This window comes from Acetobacteraceae bacterium, assembly GCA_004843345.1.
Lineage (GTDB): Bacteria > Pseudomonadota > Alphaproteobacteria > Acetobacterales > Acetobacteraceae.
In genome coordinates, this window is sequence record CP039460.1 from 964,876 (window position 1) to 982,989 (window position 18,114).

The 18,114-nt window shown below is 45.8% G+C and carries 14 protein-coding genes and 3 pseudogenes; 6 read left to right on the forward strand and 11 right to left on the reverse strand.

Going from position 1 to position 18,114, the window contains the following annotated elements:
- The first annotated feature begins 94 nt into the window (after nt 1-94).
- On the forward strand, nt 95-424 hold the full coding sequence (locus FAI40_04915) for a hypothetical protein (protein QCE34748.1): 330 nt from the start codon (nt 95-97) through the stop codon (nt 422-424).
- Between the two features lie 76 nt (nt 425-500).
- Here the strand turns inward: FAI40_04915 and recJ are convergent, their stop codons facing one another.
- The 6 genes from recJ to FAI40_04945 all read right to left on the reverse strand — a co-directional run bounded on the left by recJ (nt 501) and on the right by FAI40_04945 (nt 6,991).
- Nucleotides 501-2,363, reverse strand: coding sequence for a single-stranded-DNA-specific exonuclease RecJ (gene recJ / locus FAI40_04920; protein QCE34749.1), 1,863 nt, complete (start codon nt 2,361-2,363; stop codon nt 501-503).
- Between the two features lie 21 nt (nt 2,364-2,384).
- Entirely contained in the window at nt 2,385-3,506 is a 1,122-nt protein-coding gene (recA, locus tag FAI40_04925) for a recombinase RecA (protein ID QCE34750.1), read from the reverse strand.
- A gap of 136 nt (nt 3,507-3,642) precedes the next feature.
- Nucleotides 3,643-5,139 carry a gamma-glutamyltranspeptidase gene (locus FAI40_04930; GenBank protein QCE34751.1) on the reverse strand — a complete coding sequence of 499 codons (1,497 nt, stop codon included), beginning with the start codon at nt 5,137-5,139 and terminating at the stop codon, nt 3,643-3,645.
- 1 nt (nt 5,140) lies between these two features.
- Complete coding sequence (locus FAI40_04935; protein QCE34752.1) at nt 5,141-5,479, reverse strand: hypothetical protein; 339 nt, start codon at nt 5,477-5,479, stop codon at nt 5,141-5,143.
- Between the two features lie 24 nt (nt 5,480-5,503).
- Nucleotides 5,504-6,607 (reverse strand): dihydrolipoyllysine succinyltransferase, encoded by a 1,104-nt coding sequence (locus tag FAI40_04940; GenBank protein ID QCE34753.1) that lies wholly within the window; start codon nt 6,605-6,607, stop codon nt 5,504-5,506.
- A gap of 12 nt (nt 6,608-6,619) precedes the next feature.
- Entirely contained in the window at nt 6,620-6,991 is a 372-nt protein-coding gene (locus FAI40_04945; protein ID QCE34754.1) for a hypothetical protein, read from the reverse strand.
- Nucleotides 6,992-7,152: 161 nt separating this feature from the next.
- Here FAI40_04945 and FAI40_04950 point away from each other — a divergent pair, with 161 nt between their 5' ends.
- From FAI40_04950 to FAI40_04965, 4 genes are all read left to right on the forward strand, one after another.
- The gene (locus FAI40_04950; protein QCE34755.1) at nt 7,153-7,665 is read left to right on the forward strand and encodes a DUF4232 domain-containing protein; all 513 of its coding nucleotides are present in this window, start codon (nt 7,153-7,155) and stop codon (nt 7,663-7,665) included.
- A 104-nt stretch (nt 7,666-7,769) separates the two neighbouring features.
- Nucleotides 7,770-8,441: a LysE family translocator gene (locus tag FAI40_04955; GenBank protein QCE34756.1), complete on the forward strand. Its 672-nt coding sequence runs from the start codon at nt 7,770-7,772 to the stop codon at nt 8,439-8,441.
- 357 nt (nt 8,442-8,798) lie between these two features.
- Nucleotides 8,799-10,109: a transcription termination factor Rho gene (gene rho, locus FAI40_04960; protein ID QCE34757.1), complete on the forward strand. Its 1,311-nt coding sequence runs from the start codon at nt 8,799-8,801 to the stop codon at nt 10,107-10,109.
- Between the two features lie 155 nt (nt 10,110-10,264).
- Nucleotides 10,265-11,473, forward strand: a complete 1,209-nt coding sequence (locus FAI40_04965; GenBank protein ID QCE34758.1) for an NAD-dependent formate dehydrogenase — start codon at nt 10,265-10,267, stop codon at nt 11,471-11,473.
- A 58-nt stretch (nt 11,474-11,531) separates the two neighbouring features.
- Here the strand turns inward: FAI40_04965 and FAI40_04970 are convergent.
- The 5 genes and pseudogenes from FAI40_04970 to FAI40_04990 all read right to left on the reverse strand — a co-directional run bounded on the left by FAI40_04970 (nt 11,532) and on the right by FAI40_04990 (nt 16,662).
- A pseudogene (locus tag FAI40_04970) lies at nt 11,532-14,407 on the reverse strand (type III deoxyribonuclease).
- Nucleotides 14,407-14,961: pseudogene (locus FAI40_04975) on the reverse strand (site-specific DNA-methyltransferase). Before FAI40_04975 ends, FAI40_04970 begins: the two co-directional pseudogenes overlap by 1 nt.
- A gap of 108 nt (nt 14,962-15,069) precedes the next feature.
- Nucleotides 15,070-15,897, reverse strand: a complete 828-nt coding sequence (locus tag FAI40_04980) for a site-specific DNA-methyltransferase (protein QCE34759.1) — start codon at nt 15,895-15,897, stop codon at nt 15,070-15,072.
- A pseudogene (locus FAI40_04985) lies at nt 15,884-16,144 on the reverse strand (site-specific DNA-methyltransferase). The gene FAI40_04980 and the pseudogene FAI40_04985 overlap by 14 nt, the downstream one beginning before the upstream one ends.
- Nucleotides 16,145-16,176: 32 nt before the next feature.
- Nucleotides 16,177-16,662: a methylated-DNA--[protein]-cysteine S-methyltransferase gene (locus tag FAI40_04990; protein QCE34760.1), complete on the reverse strand. Its 486-nt coding sequence runs from the start codon at nt 16,660-16,662 to the stop codon at nt 16,177-16,179.
- Between the two features lie 66 nt (nt 16,663-16,728).
- On the opposite strand from FAI40_04990, the gene mnmE reads away from it, so the two are divergent.
- On the forward strand, nt 16,729-18,090 hold the full coding sequence (mnmE, locus tag FAI40_04995) for a tRNA uridine-5-carboxymethylaminomethyl(34) synthesis GTPase MnmE (protein QCE34761.1): 1,362 nt from the start codon (nt 16,729-16,731) through the stop codon (nt 18,088-18,090).
- Nucleotides 18,091-18,114 lie beyond the last annotated feature (24 nt).

The following is an 18,114-nucleotide window of genomic DNA, read 5'->3' on the forward strand; positions in this document are numbered from 1 at the left end:
TGAAACAAATTGGCCTTAAAATCAGGTGCTTGTCGAAATGAAAAAAGCAGATTAAAGTCTCAAGGAATATTTCATTTTTAGTGTTGGTTTTCCGATGATCTCTAAAGTCTCTAAAGCTTTGCCCCTTCTTGCGATTGCCCTTCCGCTTAGCCTTGCGGCTTGCAACAGCGGCCCTTTTTCTGGCGCACCAACGCAAGATGAGGTGACAAAAATTTACAATGACAACATCAAAAGTCAGGACGGACGCAAAGTAAAACTCACAGATTTGCGTTGTACAAAGCACGAAAACGCAAGCTTTGTTTGCTTTGTCGGCTATAAAGTCGTTGATAAAGCAGGCAATGACATTAAAAATATGGGCGCACAAGGCAGAACAGGCGTTCAATTCTTCCGCCTTGATAATAAATGGGTCGCTAGAGGGCTTTAAGCTAAAATACATTTTACAAACAACAAAAAAAGCGCCTTTTTTGGAAGGCGCTTTTTTTAAATGTTTTCCTAAAATGTTAAGCTGAGACAGAAGTCACTTCAACCGCATCTTCTATAAAGAAGGTGGCGTCTTTCCGTCCCCGCCATTCCTCTGCACGCAAACGGCCTGCGACATGAATTAACGGGCGGTTTGGCGCTTCGAGCAACGTGCCAAACTCGGTATTCTCGACCCGAAAAACGAGCGCTTTAATCCGCCCCTTGCCTAAATCGTCTTCAAGCGTGACTCTTAACGTATTCAGGTCTTTGCCAATACGTTTCGCATATTTCACCCGCACATTGGAAAGCGCTAAATAAGGCTCATCATTCCCCGGACCAAAGGGCGCAAGTTTTTCGATTTCTTCGGCATTCTGGACATTCGCCCCTACGGCGCTAATGACCGCATCAATAATTAAATTAGCCCGTTTGGGAGATGATTGCGCCTCTTTCAGCGCCTCGTCTAAAAATTCCTCAAACGCATCGCCCTGTTCTGGGTGGAGCGCAAAACCTGCGGCCATTGCATGACCGCCGCCCCCGCAAAGAATCTTCTTTTGCACAGCGGAAAGCACCGCTTCCCCCACATCAAGCCCCTCAATCGACCTTGCCGATCCTTTGATAAGACCAGTCTCGCTATCCAACGATCCAATAAAAACAGGACGGTTGAATTTTTCCTTAATCCGTCCTGCCACAATCCCAACAACGCCCGGATGCCAGCCTTGCGCATAAAGAAAAACGGCATTTCGGCCAGATGAAAGCTTTTTTTCCGCCGCCAGCATGGCCTCTTGCAGGATATCGCCCTCAACTTCCTGACGTTTCGCATTGGTTTCGTCTAATTCCCGTGCCAAAGGCAGCGCATCTGGATAGGTTTCGGACAAAAGCAGCTCAATACCAAGCGTGCTTTTCCCAATCCTGCCCCCTGCATTGATACGGGGGCCAAGCGCAAAACCGCAAGCAATGGAATGACCTAATTTTTTTAAGCCTGCAACTTCGCCTAAAGCCGCCAACCCCGGACGCTGTGCCTTTTCTAAGACTTTCAAACCCTGCCCGACAAAGGCACGGTTCACCCCTCTCAACTGCATCACATCGCAGATCGTTGCCAAAGCAACCACGTCCAAATAAGCAAGCAAATCAGGCCCCGTCGCCTTTTTGCCCTCTTCCGTGACACCAAAATAATTTTGCCGCATCAGCTCGCGCCGTAACGCCACAATCATCAAAAAAGCCACCCCTGTTGCACAGAGATGTCCTTGCCCTGATGTACAGTCCAAACGGTTGGGATTAACCACAATGCCATTCGGTAAAAAATGCCCCTCTGGCTTGTGATGATCCAACACAATCAGATCACATTTTTCAGAAAAAGGATTTAAAACTTCATGCGCTGTTGTGCCGCAATCGGTACAAATTACCAGCGTTGCGCCTTTTTCTGCCAAGTCTTCCAAAGCTTTGGTATTAGGGCCGTATCCCTCTTTCATGCGGTCGGGAATATGTGGAAAAACGGTCAATCCAAGGGCACGCAGATATTGCGTCAAAAGCGCTGAACTGCAAGCACCATCGACATCATAATCGCCAAAAATACCTATTTTTTCATTAGAAAGGACGGCTTTCGCCAATCTTGCCGCCGCCTGATCCATCGCTTTCAAGCTGGAAGGGTCTGGCAAATGCCGTCTTAAACTCGCATCTAAAAACCCCTGCACCTCTTTAGGCGCAAGGCCTCTGCCAATCAAGACACGGCAGGCAATATCACCAAGCCCGCTTTCTCTGCCCATAACAGCAATTAAGCGCTCAAGCTGATGTGGATCAGCCAGCGTGCCACTCCGCCACAGCCATGCACGGCCAGAAGCACTTTGCACCACCCCCAAAACATTTTGGGGGTCTTGCAATGAATTTAAAGAAGAATTTTCAAGCATATTTCTTTAGAGAAGTTTCTCTTAATCCTGATCATGGGAGAAGATGTCATCAACGTCCCCCTCTCCAGAAGCGCTCTCTGAATCCGCTTCAGAAACTTCCTCAATCAAACCAGAATGTTCTCTGATCTTGCCTTCAATCTCTACCGCCATTTCGGGATGTTCTCTTAAATAAGTCTTAGAGTTCTCTTTCCCTTGCCCAAGGCGGACAGAATCATAAGAGAACCATGCACCAGACTTATCAACGATATTGGCTTTCACACCGAGATCAAGAAGCTCGCCGAGCTTACTGATGCCCTCGCCATAAATAATTTCAAACTCAACCTGTTTGAAAGGGGGTGCCATTTTGTTTTTAACAACTTTAATACGGGTTTGGTTGCCCAAAACTTCATCTTTATCTTTAATCGATCCGATACGGCGAATATCCAACCGCACGGAAGAATAGAATTTCAGTGCATTACCGCCTGCCGTTGTTTCAGGATTGCCAAACATCACACCGATTTTCATGCGAATTTGATTAAGGAAAATCACAGTCGTCTGGGAACGGTTAATCGTACCTGTTAATTTTCTAAGCGCCTGACTCATCAAACGGGCCTGCAAGCCCACATGGGCATCTCCCATATCGCCCTCAAGCTCTGCCTTTGGCACAAGCGCCGCAACAGAATCAACGACAATCAAATCCACGGCCCCTGAACGCACGAGCGTATCAGTGATTTCCAAAGCCTGCTCTCCTGTATCGGGCTGACTCAGAAGCAGATCATCAACATTCACACCAAGTTTACGGGCATATCCGGGGTCAAGCGCATGCTCCGCATCAATAAAAGCGGCCGTTCCGCCTAATTTCTGCGCCTCGGCTAAAATATGAAGGGCAAGCGTCGTTTTCCCTGAACTTTCAGGGCCGTAAATTTCAATAATCCGCCCACGGGGCACACCGCCAATGCCAAGCGCAATATCGAGCCCCAAAGAACCTGTTGAAATAGATTCAATTTCACGGTTTGGCTGATCCCCCATCCGCATAATAGACTCTTTACCAAAGGAACGCTCAATCTGACCCAGCGCATTTTCCAGTGCCCGTCTTTTATCTTCCTTGGCTTTATCCCCTGAACCAGAGGCGCTAATGCGGGATTTTGCGGGTGCCTTTGCCATAAATTCTCCAAAAATTCAGTTTCTGTGGGAGCATAACACCCCCGAAATTCTCTCGTCTTCTAAATGTGCCGTCTTCACACTAAAAAACAAGGGCTAAAAAAAATAAGTTTCCTGCGCAAGCGCAAACCAGCATGGCTTAATGTTTAAATTCCCGACTGCGCTGACGGATTGCGAGCCCGGAAACATTTTCCGCCACACCTGTGCAGTCCGCCAATTCCGAACTGCCACAGAAAATACCGTTTCCGGCCTCTTCTGGCGGCGGCAATTTCGTAGCCTTCACTTTAACAGAACTTTCCACAGGATGCGCCATAAAACCAGCCAAATGATCGGCCAAGGCACTCGCGGCCGCCGTCTGTCCTGTTGCGGTTGCCACTGCCTGCGGATTGCCTTGATCTGAAAACACCATGCCAGCCGCATAAAGCGGTGCAGGACGGCTCTCAGGAGACGTGCCAATCACGACACCGCTCCGCCCTGACATGCGTCCTGTGCCAAAAAGATTGCCTGCACTTAACACACAGGCCACCTGCATACCCTTCTCGTCCCGTGCCAAAATAGAGCTGGAGGCTGGTAAAGAAGGCAAGCTGAAGCGCTCAGAAGAAAGGGGCGTATTCATAAAATCTTTTGGCGAAAGCGGCTGGCCATTTTCATCAAGATAACGCCAAAGCGCCGCAGCCTGTTCCGCAGGCCCTTCTTTTTTCAGCGCCACGGCCGCCGCCATACCGCCGTCCACAGGCGGCGGCAGGAAAATCCCACGCCAAGCATGGCCTTCTGTCCCGGGCAATTCCACCTCAACAGGTTTTGTCTCTGTTGGGAGGCTGCTTCGCAAAGATTCACGCACCAGTCCACCGCCAGCCTTATTCACACCCTCCACATAACTGTCCCCAAGAGATCCACCGTAGAGATCGCCAATACCCTGCTTTTCAATCTGTTCCAAAAATCCACCAAGCTGGCGTTGAATGAGCGTGTCACCCACTTTAAGCGACTGAACCTCTCCTTTTTCATTTGTGCCTTTTCCAAAGACTTCCCGCATGCCAGCATCAGCAAATAGAGGGGTTTTTACAGCCTCCAAATCATCAGCAAGCTGACGGCTCACCCGAATGCCACGCTGTGCAAAACGGCGAGCTGCAATCACATCGTCCGAAAAAACAACCTCCCCAAAACGATCCTGCATCAAATAAAGGCCACGGGCGAGCATCGGCACACTGGCAGGACGCTCTGGTGGATTTTGGGTATTTTCCTCCCCACCGCCTTTGGGCAAAAATAAAAAGGCGTTAAATTCTTTCCCTTTTCCAACCAAACAAGCGCCACCGCCCCCGAAAGAGGCTCGGGAAGGCAAAGTCACAGCCATCGCCATCGAGGACGCCACCGCCGCATCAACCGCATTTCCGCCTCTTGCTAAGACATCACGCCCAGCGATAGAGGCTTGCGGTTCATCTGCAACAACAATCCCCTCTACGGGTAAAGTTGAAGTGGTCTTCCCGAAAAGAGAATGCAGGACATTTTGTCCGGGCTGTTTAGCCTCCTGCTTTTTCACCTCTGTCGGTACAAAACGGGAACAGCTTGTCGCCCCTAGAAAACCAAGAATCAAAAAGCTCAAAGAGCAGGATTTTAAAAGAGAGAAAGAAAATTTCATATCAGCGTTCTGCCAGCTTACAGGCCACAAGTTCAATCGGAAAAATAATCAGCAAACTCACTAAAACCGCCCATTGTGGCTGTAAATAAAACCAGGTCAGCGCCCGAAAGAGATAGAGCAAAAACGCCCCAACCGCAGCCCCTGTGAAAAAAACAGGCAAGGCATGAGGCCATTCCCATTCTCTTAAATTATGTTCAAAATAAAAACGAAACGGGCCTATATGGTGGTTTGGAATATGGCGCACACGGTCAAGCTTTCCCCATGGAAGCATCAAAACAAACCCCATGCCCCCAACAAAGGCCAAAAGGAAATATCCCCCAAGAACAATAAAGGCATACATCTCTTTTTCTCAGCCCCGCTTTCCTTAAATATCAAGCAAAAGACGGGCAGGGTCTTCAACAAGCTCTTTAACCGTACGCAAGAAACTCACCCCTTCCTTACCGTCCACTAGGCGGTGGTCATAAGAGAGCGCCACATACATCATCGGACGAATAACGACCTGCCCCTCCAATGCAACTGGGCGCTCTTTAATCGCATGAAGCCCCAAAACCCCTGATTGTTTTGGACTTAAAAGCGGCGTTGACAGAAGCGACCCGAAAATCCCGCCATTGCTGAGCGTAAAGCTCGCCCCCGAAAGGTCTTCCCTTACCAAGCGTGATTCTCTTGCCTTTACTGCAAAATCTGCCACTTTTTTCTCAATCTCGGCAAAGCCTAGCGCCTCGGCGGCTTTAATCACAGGCACAACCAGCCCCTTATCCGTTGTCACCGCAACGCCCAAATTGGCATGACGGCGGTAAACAGTCTCATCGCCTTCAATATAGGCATTCATCACAGGAAAACGGTTAAGCGCCCTTGCAACAGCAGTGGCAAAAAAAGACATAAAGCCTAATTTTATGCCTTCATGCGCTTCGATAAATTCCTTTTGATAGCGCTTGCGGAGCGCCATCACTTCGCTCATATCCACTTCGGTAAAGGTGGTCAGCACAGCAGCATGATTTTGAATTTCTTTCAAATTACGGGCAACGGCTAAACGCAAAGGACTCAGTTTAAGGCGTTTTTCGTCCGCTTCACTCTGTTCTGGCACTTTTTCTTTCATAGGGGCTGATGGTGGCGCTTGCCTTTTGATCTCTGGCTGAACAGGCATTTTCTGCGCAGGCACTTCAACGAGAGGGGCTTCTTTTAGCTTGGCTTGGGCAAGCTCTTTCGCTGACAAATCCAGTTTCGCCAGAAAATCTCCTGACTTTACTTCGGCAGAAACAGGCAAAGGAGAGCGTAAAACGCCCCTTACAGGCGCAGGCACTTCGAGACTGATTTTATCGGTCTCCAATTCTAAAATGGCCTCGCCTTCCTCAACAATTTCGCCTTCTTTAAAGAGCCATCGTGCAATCAAAGCAGATTCAACTGTCTCTCCGAGAGGAGGCACACTAATTTCGATTTCCTGCACTTCTTTTTTTGCCTGTTTTGCCATTTACCTGCTCCCTCACTTTTGTCCGCTTGCGTCTTCAAACTCTAACTTTTTCAGAGACAGAACAACAGGGCGAATTTTTTTGCGCGCGATGCCAATCCTCGCCCTGACAACCCAAAGAATTGGCAAAGACATCCCAAAAAGCAAGATGCCAAAAACCAAATTTAAAGAGAAGCTACTGGTAAACCCATTTGCTACAAAGAAAAGGAAAAGAAACCAAATACTGATCCAATCTGCTTCTAACAAAAACAACAGAAAGGTCGTTAAAAGAACACTAAATCGCCCCTGTGGTGCAAGTGAAAGCACGACAAACATAAAGGCCGTCAGCAAAAATCCAATACTAGACGCTGCCAGACAGCAACAAACAATAATCGTCAGCTCATCCATTGCTTTAAAATCCTATTGCCTCTCTTTAAGGTGATGAAAAACAAATTAAGCTATTTTTGCTTTTGTTAATAGGCACTCTCTGCCAGATTACACAAAACAGAAAAAGAGCGTTGCCTCATTGCTTTGCTTCGCCACGCTTAAAACGATTTTGGAGGGATTCTATGGGAGAAAAGATTTCTTTTTGGGTTTTAGGCGTGCTTTGCTTTTTCGGAAGCGGAAATGTGCTTTATGCCAAGACACTTTCTCAAAATCCGATGCCAGTTTGCACCTCAAAAACCCTTAGCCTCAAACTTGAACAAAACATGCCGGGATCGGCTGGCATGTCGCATGAAAATGCGGAACTCATCCTGACCAATAAAGGCAAAAAAGCCTGTCGCCTTGAAAATCCGCCAGCCTTTGCCTTTCTAGATCAGAAGAAACGCCCTTTTCCGATTGCGTCTCACTTAGAAGATGTTTCAGAAATCCGCTTGCTACCCCGTCAAAGCCTGCATTTAAATCTGCGCTGGGTCTCTCAAGAAGTTTTTGACGATAATCTTTGCGTTCAAACCTCTTTTTTATCGGTCACAACCGCCCATCAGCACAAAAAATACATTTTTCAACACAAACTCTGTGGCGATAAAAAAGAAGGGGTGACCGCACAATTAAACCTCTTGAATGAAGGGGAGACGCTATAAAAAGCCTTTCCCGCATTCTTTTATACTTTTTGCTGTTTCCCTCCCCCCTTCCGTTCTGTTACGACTCAATTTGACGATAATTTTTGACGTGGTTTTGACGGTTTATGCTCTCACAACTTTCCCTGCTTTTGCCTTTCACGATTTTTTGGATTGGCTGTGTTTTTGTTCCCGGGCTGGATTTTGTCTTTGTCTCCCGAACGGCTGCAATGCAAGGGCGCATGGCCGGCATTATGGCCTCTCTTGGCGTCAGTGTCGGCAGTACCATCTGGGGCATTGCAGGCTATTTCGGCATTCATGCGCTTTTTGTCCTTGAGCCTAAGCTCTTTCTGGGCATGAAAATGGCGGGCGGTCTGTATCTGATTTGGGTCGGAAGCAAGCTCCTCCGTGGACAGGGGCACGATACAGGGCTTCAAGGAACATCCACAACGCAGGTTCTCAAGCTCGGAAATGTGTTTTGGGCAGGGGTTTTATGTGACCTTTCCAATCCTAAGACATTGGTTTTCATGTCTTCACTCTTTGCCTCCGCTTTTCCAGAAAATGCGAGTTCGGCTCTCGGGCTAGCCGCAATTTTAATGATTTTCTTTTCAACCTTTCTGATTATGGGCGCTATTGCGGTTTGTTTGGCGGCACCGATTGTCTCCACATGGTTTTGGCGGCAACGGCTCGTCATTGACCGCTGTGCTGGTCTGATTTTCATTTTGCTGGGGGGCGGTTTTGTGCTGGAAACCCTGCCAATGCCTTCTATTGGACGTCTTTTTTCAAAAATGATGGCTTAAATCGTATAAAATGCGCATTGCGGTTTGACCTTTGATAAAAAATCACTTATTTTCCTTTTTGAAGAGAGGAAATCTCTTACAAACGGTTGACGAGGGACAATTCCTTTTGCCTCTCTTTCTTTCCCTTTACGCTCTTAATTTTAACGGATCGTTATTTTAGCTTGCACTGTCCTAGTGTAAGAATTTTCCAAAGCTTAAATTCACTTGAAAAAATCCTGCTTTGCACCTTGCTTCATCCTACCAGAATTTTTTGATGTTTTTGCCAAAGATGGCCCGTCAATGACGTGTTCTTTGAACGCCCGTCCACGGACTCGATCCCGAACAGAGTGTTTTATTTTTAAAACTTGAGAAAAACGCATGCATCTTGCTGAACTGAAGACAAAAAAAGCCTCCGAGCTGATTGAAATGGCTGAAGAGCTCGAAATCGACAATGCCTCAAATCTGCGGCAACAGGACCTTACCTTTGCAATTTTAAAAGCGATGGCCGATGACGATCAAAGCGTTTTCGGCGACGGAACGCTTGAAATTATGCCGGATGGCTTTGGCTTTTTACGCTCTTCTTCAGTGAATTATCTCCCTGGCGCAAATGATATTTATATCTCTCCCCAACAGATCCGAAAATACGGTCTGCGTCCAGGGGATACGATTGAAGGCCAGCTCAAAGCGCCCGAAGAAAATGAGCGCTATTTCAGCCTTGATAAGGTCATGGCAATCAATTTTTCAGACCCTGAAAAAGCCCGCCACCGTGTCAATTTTGACAATCTGACCCCTCTTTATCCAGACCGTCAGCTCAAGCTCGAAATTCCTGTCGAAGAGATTAAAGAAAAAAGAACGACAGCCCCTTCCAAAGCCGGCAAAGGTAAAAAAGACAATAAAGATTATACCGCCCGTGTGATTGATCTTGTTGCACCGATTGGTATGGGACAGCGTGCCCTCATTGTTGCACCGCCACGCACAGGTAAAACCGTGATGCTGCAATCGGTTGCGCAATCCATCACAACGAACAATCCTGATGTCTCTCTGATCGTTCTGCTCATTGATGAACGTCCAGAGGAAGTCACCGATATGGCACGCTCTGTTCGTGGCGAGGTCGTTTCCTCCACCTTTGACGAGCCAGCCAAGCGCCATGTCGAAGTCGCCGAAATGGTCATGGAAAAGGCCAAACGCCTCGTTGAAAATGGCCGTGACGTTGTCATTCTCCTAGACTCCATCACCCGTCTCGCCCGTGCCTATAATACGGTTGTGCCTTCTTCGGGCAAAGTGTTGACGGGCGGTGTGGATGCCAATGCGCTCCAACGTCCAAAACGCTTTTTCGGTGCGGCCCGTAACATTGAATCTGGCGGCTCTTTGACCATTATCGCAACGGCCTTGATTGAAACAGGCTCTCGCATGGATGAGGTTATTTTTGAAGAGTTTAAGGGAACGGGTAACTCTGAACTTGTTCTTGACCGTAAATTGTCTGATAAGCGCACCTTCCCTGCCATTGATATGATTAAATCAGGCACACGTAAGGAAGAATTGCTTGTTGACCGTGCAGACCTTGCAAAAATGTGGGTTCTCCGCCGTCTTCTCTCCACAATGGGAGCGCAGGAAGGCATGGACTTCTTGCTTGATAAATTGCGTTACAGCAAATCCAATGCAGACTTTTTTGAGGCGATGAATAACTAAAAATCAGCCTTCAAAAAAAGATTACGGTAAAAGCCTAAAATAGCACTATTTTAGGCTTTTATTCGTTTCAGCCCTTTCTTTCGGGGAGTTCAGTCCCAATATTCTTAGGCAGAGGAGCTGAAAAGACTCTCCATGAAACGAAAGGAAATGCTCTCATGGCAAAAATACTCTGTGTTCTCTACCCAGATCCTCAGGCGGGTTATCCCCCTAAATATATCCGTGATTTACAGCCTTCCCTTAAAGGCCCTTATGCGGAGGAGCTTTTAAGCCTTCCCGAAAAGATCCGTCCTTCAGAAGCGGTCGTCAAACATGAAAATGAGATTTACGAAGCTTTCTTGAAAGAGCAGAAAAACCAGCTTTTAGGCTGTGTCTCTGGCAAGCTCGGCCTTGAAAAATGGTGCAAAGACAATGGGCATGAACTCATTGTTGTCTCCGACAAGGACGGTAAAGATTCTGATTTTGATAAATATCTGCCAGAAGCAGACGTCTTCATTACCCAGCCTTTCTGGCCTGCTTATCTCACCAAAGAACGCATCCAGAAAGCAAAAAACCTTAAAATCGCTATCACCGCAGGCATTGGCTCTGACCATGTGGATTTAAAAGCCGCCGCAGAGGCTGGTATTTCCGTTGTCGAGGCCACTGGCTCCAATTCCATTTCCGTTGCTGAGCATATTGTGATGATGGCGCTTTCTCTCGTGCGGAATTATCTTCCTGCCCATGCCTTGGCCCGCAATGGCGTTTGGAATATCGCCGATTGCGTCTCCCGAAGCTATGACCTTGCCAATATGCGTTTTGGGGCTGTCGGCTCTGGCCGTATCGGCTATGCCGTTCTCAAACGTATGAAAGCCTTTGGCTGTGAGCTGCATTATACCCAGCGCCACCGCCTGCCAGAAGCCGTGGAGAAGGAGCTTGGCCTGACCTTCCATAAAACGCCAGAAGAAATGGCGCCGCATATGGATATTATCAGTGCGCATATTCCTCTCTATCCGCAGACACGCAACCTCTTTAATGAGGCTTTCTTCGCTAAAGTAAACCATGGCACTTATTTCATTAACTGTGCCCGTGGGGAGCTTGTCGATATGGACGCCCTCAAAAAAGCGCAGGAAGAGGGCAAAATCGCTGCCTATGCAGGCGATGTCTGGTTTCCACAGCCAGCGCCTGCCGATCATCCATGGCGCACCATGCCCTTTAACGGCATGACACCACACATGTCTGGCACGTCTTTAAGCGCGCAGGCACGCTATATTTCCATTACGCATGAAATGCTGAAAAATTTCCTTGCTGGAAAGCCTATCCCTGAAGACTATTATATTGTCAAAGGCGATCAGCTCAGCGGCACAGGCGCACAGTCCTATAAGCTGTAAACACGCCACGCCATAGTGCAAAAGAAAGGCCAGTTCCCAAAAGGACTGGCCTTTTTCTTTAACCTACACCCAACAGGGTTTTAAACTGATCTCTGAAAGATTTCTCCCGAACCTCATCTTTCGTATTGAAAAACTTAAATCCTAAGCATTTAATTTCCTCATAATTCTCCTTTCTCAAAGAGACGAGGAAAGCCTCATCAGGCACATAAGCTTCATTGCCTTTAACTTGCACAGGTATTGGGGCTTTTGGAATCTCTGCCTTTGAGGTTTGTGTAATATCTAAAAGACCTTCCTCTTTCCACAAATCCCCTTCTAAAATATGACCGCCCTTTGCCTCACAAAGACACTGGTAATACAATTTCTGATGCGTAATATCGTTAATAAACATCAAATAATCAGGCGCAAATAAACGTCCATCTTTTAAATTAAAAACGCTATATTCCAGTTCGTTCCTCAAAAGAAAAATCTCGCAGCCCTTAAAGCGCTCTCTCAATTTTTCAATTTGGGATTCAATAAATTTGACGAAAAGTTTTTCCTCATTTGTGCCGTAATTCTCGTTCTGCGCATACCAATCCGACAGAGAAAGATCACAGGCCATCCGTTCATCTGAATGGTTTTTCTGGCCCTGCGCCCGCTCATTATGGGAAGTCAGTATTTTATTCCCCTCTGCATCCTCATATTCGCCATCTGCGGCAATCCAAATATCTTTTACTTTAGAAAAAATTTCCGAAACGGACACGGGGTAAAATCTTTTACTGCCAACCATACGAGGCAAATCTAAATCAATTACTTTGCGCACTTCTGGTAAAATCGCATTCACCAGTAAATGTAATTTTTCAGAAGGGCTTAGCGCCTCAATCGGCTTATCTGAATGATAGCGATAGGTAATTTCAAAACGTGGGAAATAATCCTTTATCAAGGTATCAATCGACTTTAATCCAGAAATATGCTTCGAAATTTCTTCAAAACGGAAGAAGTTTCCCTCTGCTCGCATCAAGGATTTTCGAATCAATGGCTCTGAAAAAAGGGATCTGTTAAGCGGATTGTCCCCTGCTGCATCATTTTTTCAGATTTTTTAACTTTCTCTGTCAAATTATGCGTATGTAATTCAAAAGGACGCACTTCCAATTTTTTGAAGAAAACCGTTTTAATTTCCTCCGAAGTCGTTTTGGGACGCACCTCAAGCTTATTCACCAATACAAAACCCTTCTGATAAGTTTTGCTTTTTAAAAAAGACTCTTTGAGTTGCAGCGTACGCTTTACAGCGCCCCGATTTATAATCCCTTCTCCGAGAAGCTGGGTCTGTAACTCTTTAAGAAAATTGCCTGTTTTCACAAAATGATAAAACATGCTTTCTAAAGCCGTGCCACGATCATTCGGGAAACGGTCATATTTCCGCCGATAAGGGTCTGTATCAACATGCCCAAAAAGCCCAGAAACCTCTTTAGACACGTCATAAGGAAAAAGACGTGCCCCTCGTCCAATCAACTGAATATCTTGGAGCGTTACTTTCTTGGTTTCCGAAATATCAAAATGAATAATATCGAAAAGCGATAGAACGTCCCAGCCTTCGTTCAGCGCATGAACAGCAAAAACAGCCCGAATATGGTTTCTTGGATCATCGAGTTTTTTTAAGAGGTCAGGAGATTCTTTCCTTTGCGCATTGTAGATCAAGGTGTCTTCTGGCGTGAAATCCTGACGAATGCTTAAAATAAACTGGCTTAACCCAGAAGGCTCTTTCGTCGTGGCTAAACCGTTTCTCGTATCTTCAAGCCAGCTAAACATTTGCGATAAAATGGGGTCACCTTTTTCCCTTCGCATCTTATCTCTTAACGCTTTCAGCGATTCAAAATCTTCTAGAGATAAAGAGCGAACAACTTGATCAAAAAAATCCCTATCCTGCTGGGATTGCTTGATATTAACAGACTTCACCAAAATAATCGGATTAAGGGCAATTCCCCTGCTGGCGGCAAGAAGTTTGCGGTACTGGCTCAACGCCAACGCATTAACAATTAAATGCCGTTTTTGATCGGTCGCCTGCGTCATTTCGTTATAGAGCGGCTTCACAAGTTTGCTGTATTTTTCCGCATTAAAACGGTTAAAATCATAGCGGTAAACGAGCTTATTTTTATATTTTTCAAAAATATTTTTATTACTAGAATCTAGCGTTGCCGTAAATTCTAATAATAAATTTCCAGCATTGCCCTCGAGGGCGCTTTGAACCGCAGACTCCCAGTTTTTAATTTCACGCTCTTCTGTTTTGGTTTTTTTCTTGCGGGTTTCCACATTCAAACGATGGGCTTCATCTGCCAAAATCACCACAGGCGAACGCTCAAAATCCTCTGCCGACAGGCTGTTTTCCCTCCCCTCTCTCAAGGCATTGTAAAGCCCTTGGGTCGTAAAAAACATCAGGTTAATAACAGGAGGTAAATTATGAACAGCAGCTTGCTTCACATGCGATAAAAAAAACTTTGAGGCCTGAATTTTTACAGACTGCCCTAAAATTTTAACCCCTTTCGGATTAAAGAGATATTTTGGATTTTCGCCAGATTCATCTCTGGGTTTTGTCAGAATGCTTTCTGTTTGCTGGACAATATTGACCGAGTGAACCAAAAACACAAAATTACGGTAATTTTTTAAATAGAGATAAAGAACAATAGCCGCCAGCATAACGGTTTTACCTGTGCCCGTTGCCATGTTGAACAGCAAATGCCGTGCCTGTTCCATTTTATTTTCAAACAGAAAAATAAAATGCTTGAGGGCTTCTAGCTGATAATCCCGTAAATTACGGGAAAGATTATCTGTAATTTCATGGGGGATTTTATAGGTTTTCGCCCATTCCTTATAGGCCTGATTTTGAGCAATCTGATTAAAAAGCGCCTCTTCTAATTCTTTATTGATGGTCTTGGCAGAGGCATTAGGACGACGTGCCATTATACCCTCCCATAAAATTTATCGGTAAGTTCTTTTTCCTCTAAGGAAACGCTGTGGCGTGCATCATTCATTTCCTCCAGATTAAGATAGAGCTGGTTCTCATCTAAAACGGAAATCAGGGCTTCTTGACGCTCCCAAAGGGCAAGTTTTCCATACTCGCTGTCTTCTTTAAAATTCTTTTTATCAAACCAGAATTTAAGAAAAGAATTTTTACACATTTCATCAAACACTTCTTTCAACTCTGAAAGAGAACTTGCCTGATTGATGCGGTCAATAAATTCCTGATTGTATTTTTTAAGTTCTAAATAAACGAAAGAGCCGCCACCCTGCCAATTTACGGCTTTGGAAATGCCGCCTTGCTCCCCCTCAAGCACTTTTTGAAGACGAACCTTTGTGATGTCCTCAATATAGTCCATCTGCTCAATCCCAATCCAGCGCCTGCCCATTTTATGCGCCATAGCTGCGGTCGTGCCTGAACCTAAATGATAGTCCAGAACAATATCGCTAGGATTCGTTGCTAATTTAATAATTCTCTCAATAAGAGCCTCTGGTTTAGAGGTTTTAAAGACATCTTTAGTTTCAAAGAGTTTCATTAAGTGCTTTGTAGCGTGAGTAGATGTGTCAACATCTGTCCATACCGTAAAAGGAGTTCTTCCTTTATCTTAAGCTTCAGTTAAAAAGCGCTTTAGTTGAGGTCGACCTTTACCATTTTTGCCGAAGACAACTCGCTTGTCTTCTAAGGCACTGGAGAATTTCTCTTGAGAAAATCTCCAGCACCTACCACTAGGTGGTAGGTGCGGCTCTAGCGTATTCGGGTTAGTAATAGGATAAGTTAAGTTTGGTCGAATATTAGGAGCATCAAATGGATCTGCTACCCAAGAGCCTCTGGGATCATTATCTGGATTACTAAAATTACTTCCATCCACTTCTAAAGGATTTATCTTAAATAGATCTGGATTCTTAGCAAAACATAGCGTGTAATTATGCGATAACGATACGTCAATATCATTTTGACTTGACTTACGGTGTTGCCAAACAAAGGTTGCTTTAAAAGCAGTTCTTCCAAAAATCTCATCACACAATACCCGAAGATAAGCATATTCATTATCATCAAGCGTAATCCAAATACTCCCATCTTCCCGTAGTAGTTCTCTCGCAATTTCAAGGCGGTTTTTCATAAAAACAAGCCATGAGGAATGGTTAAAGCTATCGTTATATTTAAAGCCATCATTGCCCGTATTATACGGCGGATCAATGTAAATCAGCTTAACTTTTCCAGCCAAACGGGCATAAAGCGAATGGAGCGCAAAGAGATTATTGCCCTTAATTAAAAGATTTTCTTTTAATTCGCCGTCTTGATCAAAAAATTCTATATCACGCAGCGAAAGTTGAGTTGAGTTGAGTTGAGTTGAGTTGAGTTGAGTTGAGTTGAGTTGAGTTGAGTTGAGTTGAGTTGAGTTGAGTTGAGTGATGGTCGCCAAAATACTCAAATCCTGTCAAGACTTTTGGCTCAAAAAGCGTATCAATATCTTTGCCGTCAATTTCTTTGTGCAGGTAGCGTTCTTCTTTCCCACTCTCCTCCTTCGTCATGCCCGCTTCCAGCACACAATCCTTAAATGGAAAAGACAAAACAACCGTTCTATTGTCTTTTAATAATCCCGTATGGCCTTTATCTGTGCCATAAAGACCTATCATTTTACTGTATTTGGTAATTTTACCCTTTTGAATCCCTGACATCTCTCAAGCTCCTTCCTTTATGCTTCCTCAAACTATACGGCAGATTTATTGTCTAAAAAATGTTTCTCTAGATTTAGAAGATATTCTTTTGTGTCTGCGCCGTCGCCAAAAGAATATTCGCCGATTTTGCCATTTTTGGGCAGGACACGGTGGCACGGCACAAGGATTGGCAAAGGGTTTCGGCCCGTGGCTGTCCCCACTGCACGGGGCGAAGAATTTAGAATTTTAGCAATGTCGCCGTAGCTCATTGTTTCGCCATAAGGGATTTTAGAGATTTCTGCCCAGACCCGTTTTTGAAAATCCGTTCCAAAAGGTTTAAAAGGCAGGCTGCTGAAATCACGGCATTCCCCATCAAAATAAGCTTGGAGCATCTCTTCAGCCTGATTGAGCAATGAATCCTCTGATTCCTGATCCCGTCCCCAGCCCTCATCAAGGGAAACAAGGCCGTTCCCCTCGCCAAAATCATCTGCACTCAAGGTGATTTCGCCTAAAGGGGTATGAAAAGATTTCTGTCCCATGTTATTTCCCATCTCCTGATATTTTCTACTCTGTTTTTAATCTCGCTCTTTCTTTAAAATACCCTCATGCCTCTAGAAATAAATAGCCAATCGGCCTCCAGCCCCTCAAAAGAAATTATTTTTGCCCTCGCCAGCGGTGGCGGTGCCCTGCGCCAGCCGATAGCGGTGATGCGTGTCAGCGGTAAAAATGCCGGCATTGTTTTAGAAAAACTCGCAGGGCCTTTGCCAAAACCCCGCATGGCTTCCTTGAGGCTCTTAGCCCATCGGGGAGAGAAACTAGATCAGGCGCTGGTAATTTGGATGCCTGGGCCAAACTCCTACACTGGAGAAGATAGTTTTGAACTCCACCTTCATGGCGCTTCTGCTGTGATTGAAGGCGTTGGGGAGGCCTTGAGCGATCTTGGGGCACGTCCTGCCGAAGCAGGAGAATTTACAAAAAGAGCATTGCATAACGGCAAAATGGATCTGCTTCAAGCCGAGGCGATCTGCGATTTAGTCGAAGCCGAAAGCAGTGCCCAAAGGCGTCAGGCACTCGGACAGGTTGAAGGGGGACTTAGCCGCCTCTCTCAAAACTGGCAGATGCAAATGACAAAGCTTTTAGCCCGTTTAGAGGCGCAAGCCGATTTCCCAGAAGATACCGAAGACGACATCAGCGAAAATCCTCTTCTCAAAGAAATTCAAGCCCTTTATCAAGAGATTCAATCGCATCTCTCCAGTCATTCAGGGGAAATTCTCAGAGAAGGCCTCACAATCGTCCTCGCTGGTGCGCCAAATGCTGGAAAATCCAGCCTTCTTAATGCGCTGGCAGAGCGGGAGGCCGCCATTGTTGCCCCGATTGCCGGCACAACACGGGACGCAATTTCTCTGGATTGGACCTTAAACGGCGTTAAAACAAAGCTTGTGGACACAGCTGGCTTACGGGAAACAGAGGACTTAATTGAAAAAGAAGGGGTGAAGCGGGCTAAAAACTGGCTGCAACAGGCAGATGTCATTCTGTATCTGATTGCTCCACGTGAAACAGCGCCCAACCTTTCAGAATTTCCGAAAGAGGCCATTTTTATACCTGTTTACAGCAAGTCGGATTTACACCAAGGGGAGTTGCCTGAAAATGCGATTTCCCTCAGTGTAAAATCGCCAGAGGGATTAAAACCGCTCAAGAATAAACTTGAAGAAATCATTCTCAAACTCTGCGGTAAAAAACCAGGCAATGTTGCGACCCTGACACGTCCCCGCCACCGTCACGCCTTAACAAAGGCCTCCGAGCATTTAGAGATGGCCTCGGACGAAAGCCTCATGATGGAGCTTCGGACCGAGGAAATGCGCCTCGCCTTACAGGAAATGGGCAGACTTTCGGGGAAAATTGGCGGCCGACTTGATCCTGAAAAAATCCTCGACCAAATTTTCAGCGAATTTTGTATCGGAAAATAGAGAAAAACGGCTTCGCCCTCAAAT

Excerpts from the sequence above, each read along its gene's own strand:
- mnmE (QCE34761.1), top strand. The coding sequence starts at position 16,729 with ATGCCTCTAGAAATAAATAGCCAATCGGCCTCCAGCCCCTCAAAAGAA.
- FAI40_04935 (QCE34752.1), bottom strand. The coding sequence starts at position 5,479 with ATGTATGCCTTTATTGTTCTTGGGGGATATTTCCTTTTGGCCTTTGTT.
- FAI40_04915 (QCE34748.1), top strand. The coding sequence starts at position 95 with ATGATCTCTAAAGTCTCTAAAGCTTTGCCCCTTCTTGCGATTGCCCTT.
- FAI40_04945 (QCE34754.1), bottom strand. The coding sequence starts at position 6,991 with ATGGATGAGCTGACGATTATTGTTTGTTGCTGTCTGGCAGCGTCTAGT.
- recA (QCE34750.1), bottom strand. The coding sequence starts at position 3,506 with ATGGCAAAGGCACCCGCAAAATCCCGCATTAGCGCCTCTGGTTCAGGG.
- FAI40_04965 (QCE34758.1), top strand. The coding sequence starts at position 10,265 with ATGGCAAAAATACTCTGTGTTCTCTACCCAGATCCTCAGGCGGGTTAT.
- FAI40_04930 (QCE34751.1), bottom strand. The coding sequence starts at position 5,139 with ATGAAATTTTCTTTCTCTCTTTTAAAATCCTGCTCTTTGAGCTTTTTG.
- recJ (QCE34749.1), bottom strand. The coding sequence starts at position 2,363 with ATGCTTGAAAATTCTTCTTTAAATTCATTGCAAGACCCCCAAAATGTT.
- FAI40_04940 (QCE34753.1), bottom strand. The coding sequence starts at position 6,607 with ATGGCAAAACAGGCAAAAAAAGAAGTGCAGGAAATCGAAATTAGTGTG.
- FAI40_04950 (QCE34755.1), top strand. The coding sequence starts at position 7,153 with ATGGGAGAAAAGATTTCTTTTTGGGTTTTAGGCGTGCTTTGCTTTTTC.
- FAI40_04990 (QCE34760.1), bottom strand. The coding sequence starts at position 16,662 with ATGGGACAGAAATCTTTTCATACCCCTTTAGGCGAAATCACCTTGAGT.
- FAI40_04955 (QCE34756.1), top strand. The coding sequence starts at position 7,770 with ATGCTCTCACAACTTTCCCTGCTTTTGCCTTTCACGATTTTTTGGATT.
- rho (QCE34757.1), top strand. The coding sequence starts at position 8,799 with ATGCATCTTGCTGAACTGAAGACAAAAAAAGCCTCCGAGCTGATTGAA.